The sequence below is a fragment of the Confluentibacter citreus genome, from assembly GCF_002807055.1.
In the GTDB taxonomy this organism is placed as follows: Bacteria; Bacteroidota; Bacteroidia; order Flavobacteriales; family Flavobacteriaceae; genus Confluentibacter; species Confluentibacter citreus.
Window position 1 is genome coordinate 92,712 of the sequence record NZ_NIXN01000004.1, and the last position, 21,432, is coordinate 114,143.

The 21,432-nt window shown below is 34.1% G+C and carries 17 protein-coding genes and 2 tRNA genes; 14 read left to right on the plus strand and 5 right to left on the minus strand.

Annotation, left to right across the window (positions count from 1 at the left end; all coding sequences use genetic code 11):
- Positions 1 to 88 precede the first annotated feature (88 nt).
- From CDH49_RS09685 to CDH49_RS09700, 4 genes are read left to right on the plus strand one after another with little or no spacing between them, the layout of a single operon-like run.
- On the plus strand, positions 89 to 631 hold the full coding sequence (locus tag CDH49_RS09685; RefSeq protein WP_100615318.1) for an NADPH-dependent FMN reductase: 543 nt from the start codon (positions 89 to 91) through the stop codon (positions 629 to 631).
- Entirely contained in the window at positions 622 to 906 is a 285-nt protein-coding gene (locus CDH49_RS09690) for a GNAT family N-acetyltransferase (RefSeq protein ID WP_100615319.1), read from the plus strand. Before CDH49_RS09685 ends, CDH49_RS09690 begins: the two co-directional genes overlap by 10 nt.
- An 11-nt stretch (positions 907 to 917) precedes the next feature.
- Positions 918 to 1,355, plus strand: a complete 438-nt coding sequence (locus CDH49_RS09695; protein ID WP_100615320.1) for a MarR family winged helix-turn-helix transcriptional regulator — start codon at positions 918 to 920, stop codon at positions 1,353 to 1,355.
- 48 nt (positions 1,356 to 1,403) lie between these two features.
- The gene (locus CDH49_RS09700; protein WP_100615321.1) at positions 1,404 to 2,126 is read left to right on the plus strand and encodes a pirin family protein; all 723 of its coding nucleotides are present in this window, start codon (positions 1,404 to 1,406) and stop codon (positions 2,124 to 2,126) included.
- A gap of 52 nt (positions 2,127 to 2,178) precedes the next feature.
- Here CDH49_RS09700 and CDH49_RS09705 read toward each other — a convergent pair whose 3' ends face one another.
- Positions 2,179 to 2,880 carry a peptidase M48 Ste24p gene (locus CDH49_RS09705; protein ID WP_100615322.1) on the minus strand — a complete coding sequence of 234 codons (702 nt, stop codon included), beginning with the start codon at positions 2,878 to 2,880 and terminating at the stop codon, positions 2,179 to 2,181.
- A gap of 591 nt (positions 2,881 to 3,471) precedes the next feature.
- Between CDH49_RS09705 and CDH49_RS09710 the strand changes: the two genes are divergently transcribed.
- From CDH49_RS09710 to ettA, 3 genes are all read left to right on the plus strand, one after another.
- Positions 3,472 to 4,632, plus strand: a complete 1,161-nt coding sequence (locus CDH49_RS09710) for an OmpA family protein (protein ID WP_100615323.1) — start codon at positions 3,472 to 3,474, stop codon at positions 4,630 to 4,632.
- A 245-nt stretch (positions 4,633 to 4,877) separates the two neighbouring features.
- Positions 4,878 to 5,060, plus strand: a complete 183-nt coding sequence (locus tag CDH49_RS09715; RefSeq protein ID WP_100613011.1) for a CAL67264 family membrane protein — start codon at positions 4,878 to 4,880, stop codon at positions 5,058 to 5,060.
- Positions 5,060 to 6,751, plus strand: coding sequence for an energy-dependent translational throttle protein EttA (gene ettA, locus CDH49_RS09720; RefSeq protein WP_100615324.1), 1,692 nt, complete (start codon positions 5,060 to 5,062; stop codon positions 6,749 to 6,751). The genes CDH49_RS09715 and ettA overlap by 1 nt, the downstream gene beginning before the upstream one ends.
- A gap of 50 nt (positions 6,752 to 6,801) precedes the next feature.
- Here the strand turns inward: ettA and CDH49_RS15795 are convergent, their stop codons facing one another.
- Positions 6,802 to 6,939, minus strand: a complete 138-nt coding sequence (locus tag CDH49_RS15795) for a hypothetical protein (protein ID WP_239970636.1) — start codon at positions 6,937 to 6,939, stop codon at positions 6,802 to 6,804.
- Positions 6,940 to 7,312: 373 nt separating this feature from the next.
- Between CDH49_RS15795 and CDH49_RS09730 the strand changes: the two genes are divergently transcribed.
- The gene (locus tag CDH49_RS09730; protein ID WP_100615326.1) at positions 7,313 to 7,897 is read left to right on the plus strand and encodes an NUDIX domain-containing protein; all 585 of its coding nucleotides are present in this window, start codon (positions 7,313 to 7,315) and stop codon (positions 7,895 to 7,897) included.
- Between the two features lie 6 nt (positions 7,898 to 7,903).
- On the opposite strand, the gene CDH49_RS09735 is transcribed toward CDH49_RS09730, so the two are convergent.
- Positions 7,904 to 8,653: a C40 family peptidase gene (locus CDH49_RS09735; protein ID WP_100615327.1), complete on the minus strand. Its 750-nt coding sequence runs from the start codon at positions 8,651 to 8,653 to the stop codon at positions 7,904 to 7,906.
- A 111-nt stretch (positions 8,654 to 8,764) separates the two neighbouring features.
- Positions 8,765 to 9,943 (minus strand): acetyl-CoA C-acyltransferase, encoded by a 1,179-nt coding sequence (locus tag CDH49_RS09740; RefSeq protein ID WP_100615328.1) that lies wholly within the window; start codon positions 9,941 to 9,943, stop codon positions 8,765 to 8,767.
- A gap of 127 nt (positions 9,944 to 10,070) precedes the next feature.
- Here CDH49_RS09740 and CDH49_RS09745 point away from each other — a divergent pair, with 127 nt between their 5' ends.
- The 3 genes from CDH49_RS09745 (at position 10,071) to CDH49_RS09755 (ending at position 12,394) form a co-directional block, all read left to right on the plus strand.
- A complete protein-coding gene (locus tag CDH49_RS09745) occupies positions 10,071 to 12,119 on the plus strand; it encodes an HD family phosphohydrolase (protein WP_100615329.1) in 2,049 nt (682 codons plus the stop codon).
- Positions 12,120 to 12,211: 92 nt separating this feature from the next.
- Positions 12,212 to 12,295, plus strand: a tRNA-Ser gene (locus CDH49_RS09750).
- A gap of 21 nt (positions 12,296 to 12,316) precedes the next feature.
- Positions 12,317 to 12,394 (plus strand) — tRNA-Pro (locus CDH49_RS09755).
- 179 nt (positions 12,395 to 12,573) lie between these two features.
- Here the strand turns inward: CDH49_RS09755 and CDH49_RS09760 are convergent.
- Positions 12,574 to 14,970, minus strand: a complete 2,397-nt coding sequence (locus tag CDH49_RS09760) for a glycoside hydrolase family 95 protein (RefSeq protein WP_100615330.1) — start codon at positions 14,968 to 14,970, stop codon at positions 12,574 to 12,576.
- A 391-nt stretch (positions 14,971 to 15,361) separates the two neighbouring features.
- Between CDH49_RS09760 and CDH49_RS09765 the strand changes: the two genes are divergently transcribed.
- From CDH49_RS09765 to CDH49_RS09775, 3 genes are read left to right on the plus strand one after another with little or no spacing between them, the layout of a single operon-like run.
- Positions 15,362 to 18,481 carry a glycoside hydrolase family 2 TIM barrel-domain containing protein gene (locus tag CDH49_RS09765; RefSeq protein WP_100615331.1) on the plus strand — a complete coding sequence of 1,040 codons (3,120 nt, stop codon included), beginning with the start codon at positions 15,362 to 15,364 and terminating at the stop codon, positions 18,479 to 18,481.
- Positions 18,482 to 18,486: 5 nt separating this feature from the next.
- Positions 18,487 to 20,055, plus strand: coding sequence for a glycoside hydrolase (locus CDH49_RS09770; protein ID WP_239970637.1), 1,569 nt, complete (start codon positions 18,487 to 18,489; stop codon positions 20,053 to 20,055).
- A gap of 19 nt (positions 20,056 to 20,074) precedes the next feature.
- Positions 20,075 to 21,097, plus strand: coding sequence for a family 43 glycosylhydrolase (locus CDH49_RS09775; RefSeq protein ID WP_100615332.1), 1,023 nt, complete (start codon positions 20,075 to 20,077; stop codon positions 21,095 to 21,097).
- The last annotated feature ends 335 nt before the right edge of the window (positions 21,098 to 21,432 follow it).

The window sequence follows — 21,432 nt, forward strand, 5'->3', positions numbered from 1 at the left end:
TGAAACACTGATGAAAATCATATTCTTACAAGCAAGGATAATTAATCAGGGTGTTACATCTGACCGAAATTTAAAATAACATAAACAGATGAAAAACATAATAGCTTTTGCAGGTAGTAACAGTAAAAACTCAATAAATAAAGACTTGGTTACGTATGCATCGACCTTAGTTGAAAACGCAAACATTAATATTTTGGATTTAAATGATTTTGAATTACCTCTATATGGTATTGATTTAGAACATGAGCAAGGTATTCCTGAAAATGCCCATAAATTTTTAAATTTAATAAAAGAATCCGATGGTATTTTGTTGTCATTGGCAGAACATAATGGAGCTTATTCCGCAGTTTTTAAAAACTTATTTGATTGGCTAACAAGAATTGAAGGAAAGATGTTTTATAACAAACCCATGTTGTTAATGGCAACGTCACCTGGAGGTAGGGGAGGTTTAACTGTTTTGGAAATAGCGCAGGGTAGATTTCCATTTCACGACGGCAACATAATTGAAGTTTTTTCATTGCCTTTTTTTGGAAATAATTTTGCAGATGGAAAAATTATAAATGAGGATTTTAATGGTCAATTAAAAAATGCCATTGAGCAATTTAACAAACAAATATTATTATGGAGGTAAAGCATTTTGATAACGAAAAAAAAGGAGCGTTTTATATTGAAATAGAAAACATCAAGGCGGCTGAAATGACATATACGCATGCTGGCCCCAACAAAATAATTATTGATCACACCGAGGTTAATGATGCTTTAAAAGGACAAGGTATTGGTTATAAATTAATTGATGCAGCCATAGCCTATATTCGTGCTAATGATTTAAAAGTTATTCCTTTATGCCCTTTTGCAAATGCTTTTTTTAAAAAAAGAGCTACAGAATATTCAGATATTTTAGCTTAAATTAAATAGACATGGGAGATATAAGTAAAGATATAAATTCAAAATTTGCCAACAATAGAGTTAAAGCGCTGTTGAATATTTTATATACAGCAAACTGGATTTCTAGTTATCAAAATGAATTTTTTAAATCTTATGGAATCTCTCCACAACAATATAATATCCTTAGAATTTTAAAAGGTGCCGGAGAACCTATAAATGTTCAAATCGTAAAAGATAGAATGATTGAGCGTTCACCAAATGCCACACGTTTGATGGATAAGTTATGTGCAAAAAAATACATTGAAAGATTAGCCTGTCCAGAAGATAGACGCGTTGTGAAAATAGTAATTACCAAACAAGGTAAAGATCTTTTGGAGTCCATTCCAGATAATTTAGATAACGATTTATTAAAAAATTTAAACGAAGAAGAAGCCGAGCAGTTAAGCAATCTGTTGGATAAAATGCGGTAATTAACAAACAGATTTCCGCCTTAGCGGAAAGAAAAAAATAAAAAGTATATGAAAACAATAATTCATAAATCAGACAGTAGAGGATTTGCAAACCACGGTTGGTTACAAGCGAATCATTCATTTAGTTTTGCAAATTTTTATAACCCTGAAAAAGTACATTTCGGAGCATTGCGTGTATTAAATGATGATGTTGTTGCTCCTAAAATGGGTTTTGGAACACACCCTCATAATAACATGGAAATCATTACCATTCCGTTAAAGGGCATATTAAAACATAAAGATAATATGGGAGATGAATGGATACCCGTTAAACCTGGTGAAGTTCAAATAATGAGTGCTGGAACAGGGGTGCAGCATTCTGAAATAAATGGTTCAGCAGATGAGCATTTAGGGTTATTCCAAATTTGGGTGATGCCAAACAAACAAAATGTAAAACCGCGTTACGACCAAAAAGCGTTTGATGTTTCTGAACGGAAAAATAAACTTCAAGTATTGGTGACATCTATCGATGAAGACTACGAAGGAAGCTTAAAAATACATCAAGATGCCATCATATCTCGGATAGATTTAGATAAAGGAAAGACATTTGAGTATACAATCAAGAGCAAAAACCATGGCGTTTACGTTATGAATATTTATGGCAAAATAATTATAAATAACAATCCTTTGGAAACTAGAGATGCTATAGGCGTCTCCGATACAGATTCATTTGAAATAAATGTAGAAGAAGATTCTAGTTTATTATTCATCGAGGTACCTATGGTTTTTTAGTAAGTAATAAAGGGCATTCTGTATTGAGTGCTCTTTATTAAAAAAGAGAAATCTAAATACTAGTTTTAGATTCAATTTTTACAGAAAAAGACGAATACGACAAAATAGCGTAAATGAATAAGCTTACCCCTAGCATTTCTAGAGTTTCTTCAGCTGTATACATCAAACAAAAGGTTAAAGTTCTTTTTCCATTAAGTTGATGTTCCCATCCTTCAAAGGATTCAATTACAACTGCTCCCAAAATAAATATAAAACCAGAAAGCATGAATAGATATAAAGTTTTCTTAGGCAGTCTCATTAAAAACTTATAGTATACTAATGATAATATAATTAAACCAATACCATAAGGAATAATCCAAGCATAGTAAAATACGCCGCTGGTTGGTTTAATCATTTTAATAATGGGTATTAGATGTTCATGTATTTCGATCATTTCATCAATAGATAAAAAGACAAATATGGCAGATAAACCAAACCATGGGCTATATTTTGCTCTGTCTTTTCTATCTTTAATTCCTAATATTCCTAATAATACTGCACTGAAAAATAAGATAATTGATGAAAACATGGTTGGGATACTTTTTTCTGTATCAAAATCAAATTTATCTGAAATACCCCTAACAATTTTTTGATTATCATAATCTAAAATGAAATTCAGTTTAGTGGCAATAGAAAAGATATTTGCTATTAATAGAAGAATAATTATAATTACCAAGGTCTTAAAAAAAAACTGTGGTTTTAAATTTATGTACATATATGTTGTTAAATTATAATTGGTCGATGGTTAATTGGTCTAATTTATTGAACAATATATATTATTTTAACGTTAAATTAACGTTGTGTTAATAAAATACTATTGATAGTTAAAATTTTAAGATTAAAGTGAGTAAACGAGTAAGATTATATAAAGATTAAAATGAATTCTTTTGCAATGTCTTTGATTACTCTATAGGACGAGAAGATTTATATTTAAGAAAATCAACAATATGGTTAGATATGATCTAAAATGGCAGCCTACTATTGAGTTGGAATTATAAATAGTGTTTATGACAGAATAGTCTTAAATAAAATTAGCTTTGGAAACAAGGGGTACTATTGGCGTATTAGGTAAGGATTCATTTGAAATAAATGTAGAAGAAGATTCCGGTTTATTGTTTATTGAAGTGCCCATGACATTTTAAGATAATTTTTAAAAAATTTAATAAAAGCATCCTCTCGAGGATGCTTTTTAAGTTATAATTTATTCATATAACCGATTTTTCATACTATTCAAAGTTTATATTTTACTTGTCGGTGTTATTTTAAATATTTTTGAAGCATTAAAATTAACCCCAAATTAATAAAGATGATAAAAAAAGAAATTTTACTGGTTATACTAGTCGCTAATGTTTTTATAACATATGCTCAAACCCCAGAATTAACAAAAAAAGATTCAACGATAGTAAGTTCATGGATTGCAGGTATTGGTTTTAATGCTGTCGATGATTCAGGCGATCAATTTAATAGATTGTTTGATATAAAAGACTCTTGGAATGCTGTGCCTTACCCTTCTAGATTAAGTATAGGAAGATATTTTAAAAATGGATTAGGAATTGAAGCCATTGCTTCCTATAACAAATACAAAAAAGATAAAATTATAGATGGCTTGCCTATTGCAAACGATCAAGATTATTTTTCTATAGATAGTAGGTTGAGTTATGATTTAAACAAAATTATAGGCGAAACAGGTTGGTTTGATCCTTATGTGGGAGTAGGAATTGGTTATGCAAATGTTAATGATATTTCTCGGGGAACATATAATGGAGTATTAGGTTTTAGAACTTGGTTTTCTGACCGCATTGGATTGGATGTGAATTCATCTGGAAAATGGGCTATGAATTCAAATGCAACAAATCATTTACAGCATGCTGTTGGCGTTGTTTATAGATTTAACATTGAAAAAGAATTAAATGAAGAAGGAGAAGCTAAACTGGAACTCATTGAAGCATTAGAGAAAGAGGCCGCTAGGGTTAATGATTCTATAGCTTTAGCAAATGAAAATAAGTTGTTAGCTGAACGATTAGAAAGGGAAAAAGAAGCAGCAAGACTTGCTCAACTTGAAAAAGAAAAAGAAGAAGCGAGAGCTAAGGAAAAAAGTGATATTAAAAATAAAATTGACGCCCTAGAAAAAGTTTATTTTGCTTTAAATTCGTCCACTTTATCATCTTCATCAAAAAATACATTATCTGGTTTAACTTTAATATTAAACGAACATCCTAAATTACAACTAGAGATCAGTTCCCATACGGATTCTAGGGGCTCAGCTGTTTATAATCAAGGACTTTCTGAACGTAGATTAAAAAGTACCATAGATTATTTATTAAATAATGGTGTAGGGACAGATAGGGTTATAGGAAAAGCCTACGGTGAAGAAAAATTAATTAATGAATGTGATGATAACACTAAATGTTCTGAAATAAAACATAAAGAAAACAGAAGGTCGGAATTTGAAATAGTTAATTACTAGAAAGAAATTTTAAATTACAGTCTATATAAATTTTTTTAAGAATTATAATTAAGCATCCTTTATAGGATGCTTTTTTATTTAAAAATACGATATTTGTGTTTCAAATTGCGCAAAGGATCTTAGCGGTATCCTTTTTTAGTTGTTGAAGTACATTTTGATTAGGTTTACTATAACAAATAAAAAAGATTTAGCGAAAAGCCTGGCCACGCCTTTAGCGTGGATGCGCCCTAAACAAAATTTTAATTATGGCTATGAATAAAAACACAGTCCTAGCTTGGGCTACAACAATTATGATTTTAGTTGGTTTACTTTTAATAGGTATGGGAGCATTTAGATACGATGATGTAGCCGGCTGGGGATTCGCCGCTGTAGGTCTGGGTTTTTTTGCAATTGCTTGGGTTTTTAATGCTTTAAAAGGTAGGGTATAATGAGTGACGATAAAAAAGTAATCTTTTCAATGACTGGTTTAACCAAGACCTTTCAAGGGGCGAATACACCCGTATTAAAAAATATTTATTTAAGTTTCTTTTACGGAGCTAAAATTGGGATTTTAGGGTTAAATGGATCTGGTAAATCTACATTGCTTAAAATCATAGCAGGTGTTGATAAAAATTATCAAGGTGATGTTACGTTTTTGCAAGATTATTCGGTTGGGTATTTAGAACAAGAACCTAAATTGGATGATAATAAAACCGTTATGGAAGTGGTTCGTGAAGGTGCTGCTGAAACCGTTGCTATACTTGACGAGTATAATAAAATAAATGATATGTTTGGCTTAGAAGAAGTGTATTCCAATCCTGATAAGATGGAAAAACTAATGAATAGACAAGCCGAACTTCAAGATCAAATAGATGCTTCTAACGCTTGGGAACTAGATACCAAACTAGAAATTGCCATGGATGCTTTGCGTACGCCAGATAGTGATAAAAAAATTGGTGTTTTATCTGGAGGAGAGCGTCGTCGTGTGGCGTTATGCAGATTATTATTGCAAGAACCTGATGTATTGTTATTGGATGAGCCAACCAACCATTTGGATGCCGAATCGGTGCATTGGTTAGAACAGCATTTGGCAGAATATAAAGGAACCGTTATTGCTGTAACGCATGATAGATACTTTTTAGATAATGTTGCTGGTTGGATATTAGAACTTGATAGAGGCGAAGGTATCCCGTGGAAAGGCAATTATTCATCTTGGTTGGACCAAAAATCAAAACGCTTGGCTCAAGAAAGTAAAACAGCTTCTAAACGTCAAAAAACGCTAGAACGTGAGTTGGAATGGGTTCGGCAAGGTGCAAAAGGTCGTCAAACTAAGCAAAAAGCACGTTTGAATAATTATGATAAATTATTGAGTCAAGACCAAAAACAGTTGGATGAAAAGCTTGAAATTTATATTCCCAATGGTCCAAGACTTGGAACAAATGTTATCGAAGCGATTGGCGTAAGCAAAGCCTATGACGATAAGTTATTGTACGAAGATTTGAATTTCAAATTACCGCAAGCAGGTATTGTAGGTGTAATTGGTCCGAATGGTGCTGGTAAAACAACCATTTTCAGGATGATTATGGGCGAGGAAACTCCAGATAAAGGCGAGTTTAAAGTAGGGGATACTGCTAAATTGGCTTATGTAGACCAAAAGCATTCCAATATAGATGTTGAAAAATCCATTTGGGAAAATTTTAGTGATAGTCAAGAATTAATCATGATGGGCGGAAAACAAGTCAATTCCAGAGCCTACTTAAGTCGTTTTAATTTCTCTGGAAGTGAACAAAACAAAAAAGTAAAAATGCTTTCCGGAGGAGAACGTAACCGTTTGCATTTGGCCATGACGCTTAAAGAGGAAGGTAACGTATTACTTTTAGATGAACCTACCAACGACCTTGATGTGAATACATTACGAGCTTTGGAAGAAGGTTTAGAAAACTTTGCAGGTTGTGCCGTTGTTATAAGTCACGACCGATGGTTTTTAGATAGAATATGTACCCATATTTTAGCTTTTGAGGGAGATAGCCAAGTATACTTTTTTGAAGGTGGTTTTTCTGAATATGAAGAAAATAAAAAGAAACGCTTAGGTGGCGATTTAATGCCGAAACGCATTAAATATAAAAAATTGGTTCGCTAAAAGTTAGTTTAAGTAACAATAAAAAAGCCTGCAATTGCAGGCTTTTTGTTTTATTGGTACATATGTCCGTCCGTGAAATCGTTATACTTTTCTTCTTCCTCTTTTGCTAACTTTTCACTTATTTTATCTAGTCGTTCATTTTCTTTTTTAAGTTTATATGATTTTCTAACTCCTAAGATAAGTAGCACAGCAAAAAAAATAACAACTATAGTTAATACGGTAACTATTTGTGTTTGTTCAAATAGGAGAATTGATAAAGATGGTGTTAGATTATAGTTTAACATCAATAATAATAGATAAGGTTAATAGCCTACCAAATATACTGCTTTTTGTTTATTATGCAATTCAAAAGGATAGATGCATAAATATAAATGCTTCTATTTCTGGTTGTGTATAATCTTTAGAACTAATATCAGATTCACTTTCACATGAAATTTTAACCATAATTTTATAAATATAAATTTCCGATTTGGTATTTTTTAGCGACATTGCTAATTAAAAACAAACGCTTAGCATTAATATGTTAATCCACATGAAACAAAAAGAAACACAGATTTTCAAATGATAGCAAGTCACATTAAAAACTTAGTAAGTAAGTTACTTTCCGATAATTATTACATCTTAAAAAAAATAACGTTTGATTATAGACTTAGTAACGGAACATGGGTAACTCAATCAAGGGAAGTATATGATAGAGGTGACGGCGCAGGTATCTTGCTTTACAATAAAGAAAAGCAAACTGTTATACTAACCAAGCAATTTAGAATGCCCACTTACATGAACGATAACAAAGATGGCATGTTGGTGGAGATTTGTGCGGGGATGTTAGATAAAGACCATCCCGAAGCTTGCATTATAAGAGAAACTGAAGAAGAAGTAGGTTATAGGTTAGAGAAAGTAAAAAAGGTATTTGAAGCGTATAGTTCACCAGGGGTTATGACCGAAAAAATGTATTTTTTTGTTGGTGAATATACCGATGCCATGAAAGTCAGTTCAGGTGGAGGTTTGGATAGCGAGCATGAAGATATTGAAGTGCTGGAAATTCCTTTTAAAAAGGCTGTGGATATGTTAAACAATGGAGATATTATGGATACCAGAACCATCGTGTTATTGCAATATGCACAAATTCATAAACTATTGGAATAAAACAGATTAAATTATCTTTTTAATGACTCTAAGCTTATGGGTATGGGTTTTTTTATCGATATTATAAATGCCATAATGGTCTAAACGGTCTATCCTCACTTTACCATGCGCATGGATGATATAATTATCGCTCATAATAATCCCCACATGAATAATAGTACCTTCATTATTATCAAAAAAGGCCAAATCACCAGGTTCACTTTCTTCAATAAAGCTTAAAGCTTCACCTTGGGTGGCTTGTTGGGAGGCATCACGCAAAAGTTTGTAGCCATTTAGTTTGTAGACCATTTGGGTAAATCCAGAACAATCTATTCCAAACGGTGTTTTACCTCCCCATAAATAGGGACTGTTTAAATATAAAAAAGCGGTTTCTATAAGATTGTTTTTATGCAGAACACCTTCAATGATGCTGCCATCATGTGAATGATTGAGTATTGATAGAGCATTCAATGAAGAACCTAATAAGATAGGGTGCAATTGATGGTTTTCATCTTGAATGAATTCCACCAAGTCTATTGATAATTTAGGACTGGATGTGTCAAGTACTTTATATTGAGTTTCATCAATGTCTTTGTATTGTTTATTATCAATCCAACCTTCATAACCATCAAACGCCAATCTGATTTTACTCCAAGATTTACGTTGTTCCAATACCTTGAAGAAATCGCCGTATAAAACTTGTGAAACTAGTTCACTTTTATCCGTAGGTTCCAATCTTAAGGGAACGATGCTTAAATTACAAACGCCGTATTGCATGCTACAAATTATTTCCTAGAATGGTTTTTGTTATTGGACATAATAGAGCAATTTGAAAATTTAATTTTAAAAAAGACAAGGATTGTATTAAAAAGTATATCATCAAAAAAGTTAGTTACGCTCAATAATGACAGCAGAAGCACCCCCGCCACCATTACAAATGGCTGCCGCTCCTATTTTTGCATTATTTTGCTCTAATACATTTAGTAAAGTAATTAAAATTCTAACTCCAGAACATCCTAATGGATGTCCTAAAGACACAGCACCTCCATTCACATTCACATTTTTATCTGTAAGTCCTAATAGTTTCATATTAGCCAAACCAACTACTGAGAAAGCTTCGTTAAACTCAAAAAAATCAACATCATTTATGGAGATTCCAGCTTTTTTTAACGCTTTAGGCAATGCTTTTGCGGGTGCTGTAGTAAACCATTCGGGTTCTTGGGCAGCATCGGCATAGCCTTTTATGGTCGCTAAAATTTTCAGACCTAATGCTTCAGCTTTTTCTTTGCTCATTAAAATCATGGCACCGGCACCATCATTTATGGTTGAGGCATTAGCCGCAGTAACAGTACCATCTTTTGTGAATGCAGGACGTAATGATGGGATTTTACCCAAATCAACATTCTTGAATTCTTCATCCACACTAACCATAATGGGCTCACCTTTGCGTTGTGGCACTTCAACAGGCACGACTTCATTATTGAATTTACCAGCTTCCCATGCTTCGCTAGCACGTTTATAAGATTGTATAGCGAATGCATCTTGATCTTCACGAGAAAATTCATATCTAACGGCACATGCATCCGCACAAACACCCATGGCATTTTGGTCGTAGGCATCTACCAATCCATCTTTTTGCATGCCATCGATTAATTGGGTAGAACCAAATTTAGTACCTGTTCTAGCATATAAATAATGGGGAATTAAACTCATATTTTCCATGCCTCCGGCCACAACGATATCATTATCGCCCATGGCTATACTTTGAGTTGCCAACATCACGGCTTTCATACCAGAAGCGCAGACTTTGTTTATGGTTGTGCAAGGTACGGTATTAGGCAATCCCGCATAAATGGCGGCTTGTCTTGCAGGAGCTTGTCCTGAACCCGATTGAACCACTTGTCCCATGAAGACTTCATCAATCAATTCTGGATTTAGATGAATCTTCTTCAACGCCCCTTTTATGGCAACAGCACCAAGTTGTGGGGCAGGAATGGTTGATAAAGCACCCATAAAACTACCAATTGGTGTTCTGGCTGCAGAAACAATAACCACGTCTTTGCTCATTATCTAAATACTTTAGTTTAATGAGCACGAAATTAATGATTTTTTAGCAGAAACAGGAAGCATTACTCCATTATAAAAGTTAAAAGAAGCCCTAGAATTTATTACATTTGAAGACATAATCATATTAATGCAAGACTTTATAAATAAATTATACAAAAATCATTCTTTAATTTACAAAGGATTACTTTTTATATGTACCACGTTTTTAATTGTTTACCTATTTCCTAAAAGTGGGAAGTTCAAGTACAATTTTGAAAAGGGAAAACCTTGGCAATCAGAAAACTTATATGCGCCTTTCAATTTTGCTGTGAAAAAATCTGATGAAGAAATAGCTGCCGAAAAACAAAACATCATCGATCATTCTATTGCTTATTTTAATGAAGACACGGCGATAGAAAAGAAAGTAACTGATTTGTTTAATGTTGAATTTAAGAAAGCGTTTTCAGATTCATTACCAAAATCTACAAGGGATAATATATATGTAACAGGGAATAAAATTATTTCAGAATTATACCATTTTGGTGTTTTAAATGAAGATTACAACTATCCTGATGATAGAGTTGCCGTTATTCTTGACGGACAGGTTAAAAAGCATAACACACAATTTTCTAACTTAATCAAGCAAGATGAAGTAAAAACCACCATTGTGAAACTACTTTCAGAGAACCGTTTGGACACCTATGAAACCATGTTCATATCCTTATTTTTCGATCTTGTTGAACCTAGTTTGACGTTAAATGAATCGTTTACTAATAAGGCACTAAATGATGACCTTGATAAAATTTCGTATTCAAGGGGAAGTGTGGAAAAAGGAACTTTAATTATATCGAAAGGGGAAGTTGTAGAAGGTAATAAGTATCAGATATTAATATCGTTAAAAACGGAATTTGAATCACAAGTATGGACAAAATCTAATTATAATTGGATATTATTCGCTTATACACTATTGGTTTCGCTAGCACTATTAATGTTGCTTTTGTTCTTAAGAAAGTATCGATTAGATATCTTTGATAATAATACAAAAGTCACTTTTATATTCTTCAATATCCTTTTAATGGTAATGCTTACCACATTAGTGGTTAATTACAATTCTAAATTTATTTATATTGTGCCCATCTGCATTTTGCCCTTGGTATTAAAAGCTTTTTTTGATGCCAGACTGGGCATGTTTGCTCATGTTATAACGGTGTTGCTATTAGGGTCTATTGTGCCTAATAGTTATGAATACATGTTTCTTCAAATTATAGCGGGCATCGTTACTATACTAACGGTTTCTGAGTTGTATAAACGTGCTAATTTGTTTATTTCTGTAGTACAGATAACCCTTGTTTATATCATTGCATATTTTGCCTTTTTTGTAATTCATGAAGGAACTGTAGAAACTATTAATTGGGAAACATTCATTTGGTTCATTTTATGTGGTCTTGCCACGTTATTTGTACAACCACTTATTTATGCGTATGAGAAAATTTTCGGGTTGGTTTCTGATGTGTCTCTTTTAGAATTGTCTGATACAAATTCCAAACTATTAAAAGAACTATCAAATGTGGCGCCTGGTACGTTTCATCATTCATTAAGTGTTGCAAACTTAGCAGAAGCATGTGCAAGTGAAATAGGGGCTAATGCCATGTTGGTTAGGGTTGGTGCCTTGTACCATGATATAGGAAAAATGAAAAGCCCAACTTATTTCACCGAGAATCAAACTACGGGAATCAATCCGCATGAAGAACTATCTCCCAAGGAAAGTGCTAAAATTATTGTAGACCATATTATAAATGGCTTAGAGATAGCCAGAAAATACAATATTCCAGATAGGATTATGGATTTTATAAGGACGCACCATGGTACTAGTGCTGTCTATTTTTTTTATATGAAAGAAAAAGAGATTAATGAATATGTAGAAAGAAAGTATTTTTGTTACCCTGGCCCGAGACCATTTAGTAAAGAAACCGCTATTTTAATGATGTGCGATAGTGTGGAAGCTGCTTCAAAAAGTTTAAAAAACCCAACATCCATTAAAATTGATAGCTTTGTTGAAAGCATTATCAATAAACAAATTGAAGACGATCAATTTTTGAATGCAAACATTACTTTTAAGGAAATAGAATCCATAAAGAAAGTATTGAAACACAAGCTAGCAAACATTTACCATTTGCGAATTGAGTATCCCGAATAGTTATTTAAAAAAAGGATAAAAATAGTTGCGTTGTAAAAGATGATGCGTTACATTTGCAACCGCAATTTTATTGCAAAAGTTCTTTTAAATTCGGAGAGGTGCCAGAGTGGTAATGGAGCAGATTGCTAATCTGTCGACGCGTAAGTGTCGCCAGGGTTCGAGTCCCTGTCTCTCCGCAAAAAGAAAGATAATAATTTCGGGGTGTAGCGTAGCCCGGTTATCGCGCCTGCTTTGGGAGCAGGAGGTCGCAGGTTCGAATCCTGCCACCCCGACCAAAAAAATCCAACACGAAAGTGTTGGATTTTTTTATTTATGGAGTTTTCAAGGTTTACCTGAGGAAACGAGCAATAAAAATTCAACAGCAAATCTCATTTGCTGTTGAATTTTTATGAGCAACACACAGAATGTATTGATTTGACTTTCGTTTTTGATGTTCTCTTATTATGAAGTAGTCTTACCAAATCACAACTATTTTTTCACCTTTTTTCAACACAATGTCTTTTTGTGTGTTATTGTAAACCAAAGTCGTTTTTCCTGATATTTTAGCCGTTACTTCTGTTTTTATTAAGGTGTTGTTTTTCCATTCCATGGAGATTTCAAATCCGCCACGGGCACAAATACCTTTTATGGATCCATTTTTCCATGCATCAGGCAACGCAGGTAATAAATAGATTTTATTATTAGTGGATTGCATAAGCATTTCAATAACAGCAGCGGCACCACCAAAATTGCCATCTATTTGAAAAGGAGGGTGGGCATCAAAAAGGTTCGGATAGGTGCCACCGTGTCCTTTGTGTGTTCCTTCAGATTTATCAGGGTCCACATATTTAAGCAATTCCCTGTACATTTTATAGGCACGATTGCCATCCCACAGCCTTGCCCAAAGATTGATACGCCATCCTTTGGACCAACCCGTGGTTTCGTCACCTTTTATTTCTAAAGTGGTTCTGGAGGCATCCGCTAAATCTGGAGTATTATTTACAGTAATATGATTTCCGGGATAGAGACCAAAAAGATGGGATTGATGGCGGTGTTTTGGGTCTTCATCTTCCCAATCATAATACCATTCTTGTAAATTGCCTTTTTCCCCAATGGTATAGGGATGTAAATTGTTTTTAGCTTTAACGACTTGGTTTAAAAATGCATCATTAATATCTAACACACTGGAAGCGCTAATAAAATTATTAAATAATTCCCTTATCATAGCTAAATCGGCCGTTGCACCATACAAAGTAGCTCCATGATAACCTGTTGGGGTAATATATATGTTTTCTGGTGACGTTGAGGGGGAGGTTATCCAATGCCCTTTATCATCTTTCACCATCCATTCCAAACAAAATTGTACGGCACCCTTCATTAAAGGATAGGCTTCTTCCCTTAAATAATTTTCATCTTGAGTAAAAGAATAATGCTCCCATAAATGTGTAGCAAGCCAAGTGCCACCCATATTCCAATTCGCCCAATTAGGGTCACCGCCACCAAAATCGCCAACGGGATTACTTAATGCCCATATATCGGAGTTTTGGCAAGCTGCCCAACCATTGACGCCATAATATGTTTTGGCCGTAACCGCTCCCGTAACTGCAACATTTTTTATAAAAGTCAATAAAGGTTTATGTAATTCTGAAAGGTTGGCAATTTCTGCAAGCCAATAATTCTCTTGGGCATTGATATTTAAGGTGTAATTACTGCTCCATGGTGGACGCATATAAGGATTCCAAATGCCCTGTAAGTTAGCCGGAACACCTTCTGTTCTTGATGAAGATATTAGCAAGTACCTCCCAAAATTAAAGTATAGAATTTCTAAATTTTTATCTTCCATGCCATCTTTGTAACGTAATAGCCTTTTATCTGTTGGCAATTTGGGAGCATCGGAATTTCCTAAATCCAAGGCAACCCGGTTGTATAATGCTTGGTAATCCTTTACGTGCCTTTCTTTTAATGAGGAATATGATTTTTTATAAGCTTTCTCAAGATTTTTCAGAGCCAATGCTTTGTTATCAACACCTTCAGTCGCTGGATTTTTATCAAAACCATTAAAACTGGTCGCTATGGAAACATAGATAGTAGCTTCCGTACAATTTTTGAGCTCTATGGAATTACCGGTGTTTATTACATTCCCATCTTTGTTTGAAACTTTAAAAAGGGTTGTAAAACGAGTGCCTTTTTTCTCATCAAAAAGGATGGCATTTGGCATATCTCCTCTATAACTTGGTTCTGCATGATAAGGTGCATAACCATCAACTTTCATGATGTTTTTTTCCTTTGTGATATTGTATTTTAAAAGACTTTCAAACCCAATGGAACAATTAATGGATTTTTTCTTGTTACTTGTTAGGTGAATAACCATGATTTGGTCTGGGTAGGATATAAAATATTCACGCTGAAATTTAATACCATTGCTTTCATAAGATACTTTAGAAATAGCCTTACTAATATCGAGTTCTCGATGATAATTTTTAAACGTTTCTTGGTCTTTGTAATTTAGGTACATGGTTCCCAAGGGCGCATAAGATTGGGAATACTGACCTTGAATAAAACGGTTGAGCGAGTCGGCAAGCTTATAATTCTCTTCACTTAAAACTTTTCTAACAGGGTTTACATATTTATAAGCTTCAGGATTATTATTAGCATTTACGGGTTCGCCAGACCATAATGTGGCATCGTTAAGGTATATTTTATCTGAACTAACACCCCCAAAAACAGAAGCTCCCATTTTACCGTTGCCTAAAACTAAAGTCTCCTCAAAGTAATCGGCAGGTTTATCGTACCACAAGAGATTACTTGATTGCGAATAACAGAGACTAGAAACAGATAAAAGAATAATTAAGGTGGAGAATGGTTTAATCATATTAAAATAGTATTCAATTTGATGATAATTTATAACTAAGATTTGACGCTTCAAGCAGAAAGAAAATCGAAGATATATATTTAAAGAATCTTTGTCAAAACTTTTAAAGGCTTAAATGCCCTAAATCAAAATATGTCCATGCATTTGGATAATATATCTATGCCGACACTATATGTTCTCTATAATTTTACTATCTCTATTGATTTGCAAATGTTAATTTTGAAATCTTTAGTTTAGTTGGGATCGATTAGGGGAGGTGTTTTTTACCTCCCCTTTTTCCAGATATTTGAATTGGTTGATAAAAAATGGACAGCTTTTTTATTAACAACACAATGGTAAATACCTGCCTTATAAATTCATTTTTAAAAAGTAATAAAATAACATTTACCCTATGAAAAAAATCATTTTCTATCTGCTAGCAATAATCTTTTGTCAAAACACGTTCAGCCAAAACGATTGGGAAAACCCTGAAATGTTCCAACAGAATAGGGAAAAGGCTCGAGCTACTTTTCGCCCGTATTCAAATACAAAAAATGCTTTAGACAATAATATAGAAAATGAAAACTTTATAAAATGTTTAAACGGAAAATGGAAATTTAATTTCACGGACCATTCCGATAAAGGAGTCCCAAATTTTGAGAAAACGGGATTTGATGACAGCCATTGGGATGAAATACCGGTACCTGGAAACTGGGAACTCTACGGATATGGCTATCCAAACTATACCAATATAGAGTATCCTTTTGAGAAAAACCCTCCATTTATAAAAGCGTCGCAAAACTCAGTTGGCTCTTATATAACCTATTTTGAGGTTGATGAAAGCTGGTTGAACCGTGAAGTTTACATTCAATTAGGCTCCGTAAAATCCGGTTATTACCTATGGATAAACGGAACTAAAGTGGGCTACAACCAAGATTCTAAACTTCCTGCAGAATTCAACATCACGCCCTATTTGAAAAAAGGGAAAAATAAATTGGCCGTTAAAGTCTTTAAGTTCACCGATGGCAGCTACCTGGAAGATCAGGATTTTTGGAGGTTATCGGGCATACAGCGTGATGTTTACCTTTATGCTAGACCAAAAACCCGCATAAGTGATTTCTTTTCAAAAGCCTTATTAGATGCGAATTATGAAAACGGTGTCTTTAGTTTAGAAACTGAAATAAAGAACACATCCACCAAAAAAGTATCCAATTTAAAATTACAATATCAAATTCTTGATGCTGAAGGTAAAGAAGTTTTATCAAACGAAAGTATATTCAGCATTAAAGCTTTAGCTGTAAACGACTTAATTTTTACTGGTGATATCCCTAAAGTGAATGCATGGTCTGCTGAAAGCCCGTACTTATATACTTTGGTATTAAATCTAAAGGACAGTAAAGGAAAAACCATAGAGGCGACTTCCATCAAAATTGGTTTTAGAACCACAGGGATTAAAGGTGGCCAGCTATTGGTAAATGGGAAGCCCATTCTTTTAAAAGGTGTGAACCGCCATGAACATAACCAATATCATGGACATGTCGTGAATGAAGAAAACATGGTGGCGGACATCAAAATGATGAAACTGAACAACATTAATGCCGTTCGAACCAGCCACTATCCCAACGATCCGCTTTGGTACAAACTATGTGACCAATATGGTCTATACATTTATGATGAAGCCAACGTGGAATCTCATGGTATGGGTTACAATCCTTCAGAAACTTTGGCAAATAAACCAAAATGGAAAGCGGCGCATGTAGAACGTATTACAAACATGGTAAAAAGAGACAAAAACCATCCTTCCATAGTTATTTGGAGTATGGGCAATGAAGCAGGTGATGGCCCTAATTTTTTGGCGGGTTATAAAGCTATTTTGGAATTGGATAAAAGCCGACCCATACATTACGAGCGTGCCGAACGCATGTCGGATGTTACAGAGCAACATACAGATATTATTGGTGAAATGTACAGGTCCATAGAAGATGTTGCAAAGTGGGTAGGGACAGATGCAGAGCGTCCTTTTATATGGTGCGAGTATTCCCATGCCATGGGCAATAGTTCTGGAAACTTTAAGGAATACTGGGATTTGGTGCGTGCCAACAGACAAATACAAGGTGGTTTTATATGGGATTGGATGGATCAAGGCATTGTAAAATACAGCGAGAATGGTACCAAGTTTTGGGCCTATGGAGGACATTTTGAACCAGAAGGCGTACACCATGATGATAATTTCTGTTTTAATGGTTTGGTGAATCCAGATTTAACACCGCATCCCGGACTGTTTGAAGTGAAAAAAGTGTATCAGAACATACATTTTAAGGATTTGAAAATTTCTGATGGAACGATTACCGTTTTCAACGAGTATTTTTTCTCGAATTTGGATAATTACTCGGTTCGTTGGGAATTGATGGAGAACGGTAAAGTCATCCAATCGGGCGCATTCACACCAATTGGTATTTCTCCTCAAACTGAAAGAACATTCAACCTTGGCATCAAGGATTTCAATCCTGAAAAAGGGAATGAATATTTTTTGAATATCTACGCATTGCAAGGAAAAGAAACTGAAATGATTCCATTTGGGCATGAGGTAGCTTCAGAACAGTTTTCGTTGCAACTATCAGATTTACAATTTATTAATCCAGTGGCGATAGGTAAGTTTCAAGTAGAAGAAAGTCAAGAAGGCATTGTGGTTAAAGGAGGAAATTTTATTATAAATGTTTCTAAAAAAACGGGAGCTATCACGTCATACAAATTGAATCATTATGAGTTGATGAACGACCCATTGGTTCCAACATTTTGGCGCGCTCCAACGGATAACGATTTTGGCAATAAAATGCAAGTGAGAGCCGAGGTGTGGAAAGAAGCCATGAACAACGCTATGTTAGAAAGCATCAACCATAACATCATTTCCACAACGGAATTAATCATCAATACAACATTAAAATTACCCACGGTTGAAGGCACTATAGATATGGTTTACAGCATTTATGGCAATGGGGAAATTAAAGTGGACTACACCTTTAAATCCGATAAAGCCGACTTGCCTGAAATCCCACGCATTGGAGTGGTGTTTAGAATGCCCAAAGAATTCGATAATCTAGAATATTATGGTCGTGGTCCTTGGGAAAATTATATAGACAGGAATACAGCGGCCTTTGTTGGCATCTACCAATCGAAAGTAGCTGACCAATATTTTGTGTATGGCAGACCACAGGAAAACGGACATAAAACGGATACCAGATGGTTGAGTTTAACCAATCAATTTGGAATGGGTTTTACAGTTAAGGCTCATAACACGCCTATTGAATTTAATGCCTTACACCATGCTACCGAAGATTTTGATGAAGGAAAAATAAAAGTTTTAAGAACTCCAATTGATGTCAAGAAAAGGGATTTTGTAGAAGTACATATAGACCATAAAATGATGGGTGTTGGCGGTGATGATAGCTGGGGCGCAAAACCACATGCACCTTATATGTATTATGCAAATACAGTTTACCAATATTCGTTTTCAATGGTTCCAAAAATGTAATTAAAATGATGAAGTATTTTAAACGTTCTAAAGCATTTTTTCTATTATTTCTGGTTTTATTTGTTAAAAATGTGGATTGTATAGCACAAAAAGACCCTGTTTTAGAAATCACATTACACACAAATAAAACATTTCAGACCATACATAATTTTGGCGCTTCAGATGCGTGGTCCATACAGGCTGTTGGTAAATATTGGAGCGAAGATGTAAAAAACAAAATAGCATCTCTATTATTTAGTACCTCAAATAAACCAGATGGAAGTCCGGAAGGCATTGGGTTAACCGCATGGCGATTTAATATTGGAGCAGGGAGTACAGAACAAGGCGAAGATAGCCAGATACTTACGGATTGGAGAAAATCTGAAAGTTTTTTAAACGCAGATGGCACCTATAATTGGAACAAACAATCTGGGGAACTTTGGTTTTTAAATGAAGCTAAAAAAAGAGGGGTTAGAACATTTGTTGGTTTTGTAAATAGTCCGCCCGTTTTCTATACAAAAAATGGTAAAACATTTTCAGATGATGGGCTTTCCGCAAATATTAAAAGTGAAAATTATAAAAAGTTCGCCGATTTTTTATCGGAAGTTGTAAAAGGCGTAAAAAGTAAAACAGGCGTTGATTTTGATTATATAAGTCCATTTAACGAACCTCAGTGGGATTGGAAATGCTGTAAACAAGAAGGGTCTCCTTGGAACAATGATGAGATAGTTGAGGCAACGAAAGCGATAGATGCCTCTTTTAATACACATAATATTTCAGCTAAAATAGAAATTACGGAAGCTGGCCATTTGGATTTTTTGTATTCGGAAAAAAACAGACCCAACCGAGGAAATCAAATCGCCTACTTTTTTGATAAAAATTCGCCCGGTTATATCGGGGATTTAAAATCAATCGCTAAAAAAATTGCGGGCCATAGTTATTTCTCTACTTGGGATTTAGAAACCCTAAAAAATACAAGACACCTATTAAGCAAGGAAATCCAAAAAGTTGATCCTTCTTTGGAATTTTGGATGTCGGAATATTGTATTCTTGAGGATAATGAAATTATTAAAGGCGGTGGCCGCGATTTGGGCATTGATCCCGCATTGTATATAGCCAGGGTCATTCATTCCGATTTGGTTTTGGCAAATGCTTCGGCATGGCATTGGTGGTTAGCGGTTAGCCCTTATGATTTTAAAGACGGTCTCATTTATATAGATGATAATAAGTTGGGAGGCAATTATTATGAATCTAAAATGCTTTGGGCACTTGGTCATTATTCAAGATTTATAAGGCCAGAAATGAAGCGAATTCATACATCACGCTCTGATAAAAAATCCCCTGAAGAAGCTCTTGAAGGTGTTTTACAATCGGCATACATGAATGAAGATGAGATAGTCCTTGTTTTGGTCAACCAATTTAAAGTTTCAAAGGATATTAAAATTTCAGGAATTCCAAAAGAATTTAAAACCATGGAGGTTTACCAAACAACCGATGTATCAGATATAAATTTAAAAAAGGTTTCAACTCTTGGAATTGATGAAGTCATCACACTTCCAAAAAAATCATTAACAACGTGTGTGTTAAAAAGATAATCACCTAAATTATAGAACAATGCTTAAAATTTCAAAAAAAGCAAACCCATTAAAAAAGCCATTTTATTTTTTAATCCTTTTATTACTCGTTTTCAACTGCAAACAAAAAAAGGAAAATAATATTAAAGAGTCTTTAACAACCAAAATTGAGAACCCGGTAATCCTAGGATATTTTGCAGATCCTTCCATGGTTACTTATGAAGGCAAATATTATGTGTATGCTACTATAGATCCTTGGGGCGGCGATGAGTTAGCGGTTTTTGAGTCCTCAGATTTTATTAATTGGGAACAAAAACACATTAACTGGCCAACTAAGGAAGCATGTACAAGTTCAACTTCAAATGGAAGCATGGTATGGGCACCATCTGTAATACAAGCAAAAAACGGAAAGTTTTATATGTATGTTTCGGTAGGTAGTGAGATTTGGGTTGGAGAAAGTGAAAACCCATTAGGACCATGGAAAAACGCTAAAGAAAATCATTCACCTTTTATAAAAGGCGATATGTTTCCAGAATATCACATGATAGATGCCGAAGCTTTTATAGATGATGATGGCCAGGCTTATTTATATTGGGGTTCTGGTTTAAATTGGGAAAACGGACATTGCTTTATAGTGCCATTGAATGATGATATGGTGTCTTTTAATGAAAATGAGATAAAGGATATTACGCCACCACATTATTTTGAAGCACCTTTTATGTTAAAGAAAAATGGCAAATATTATTTAATGTATTCTGAAGGGAAATGTACCGATGCAACTTACATGGTAAGATATTCTACAAGTAATATGCCTTATGGTCCATGGCAAGAGGGGCCAAACAGCCCGATACTTTCAACATCTAAAGATTCTACAACATTAGGGCCTGGACATCATACGGTTTTTAATGTAAACAATCAAGATTATATTTTTTATCATAGGATTAAGGATAACAATGATACCCTTTTACGTGAATTGGCTATAGATAGCTTGAATTTTAATGCTGAAGGCGATATTTTAAAAGTTATTCCCCGAGGAGGTGTAAGTAAGTTTACATATGAATAATTTTATAAAAACATTTTGAGAGCATGAAGAACGCGATGTTTAATAAATTCCTCAGGATTTTTTCTTAAAAGCAGTATGTTTTTAAATAAAGAGTAATTTGTCTATGCTTTTGAGTAATGTGTCCATCTTACAAAAGGTCTTCCCTTTTAATTTTACAAATAGTTAGTATAAAATTTGTTAATAGCAAATGGTTTCAATTTGAAACTGCAATGTTTAAATGAATGGAAACCCATATTTTAAATTAAGATGTTGGTTATTAAATTCAAAGTTTAGTTGGTTTGATAGGGAGATGATTTATTCTAAAATAATTTATTCTCCCTATTTTTTTTCACTTT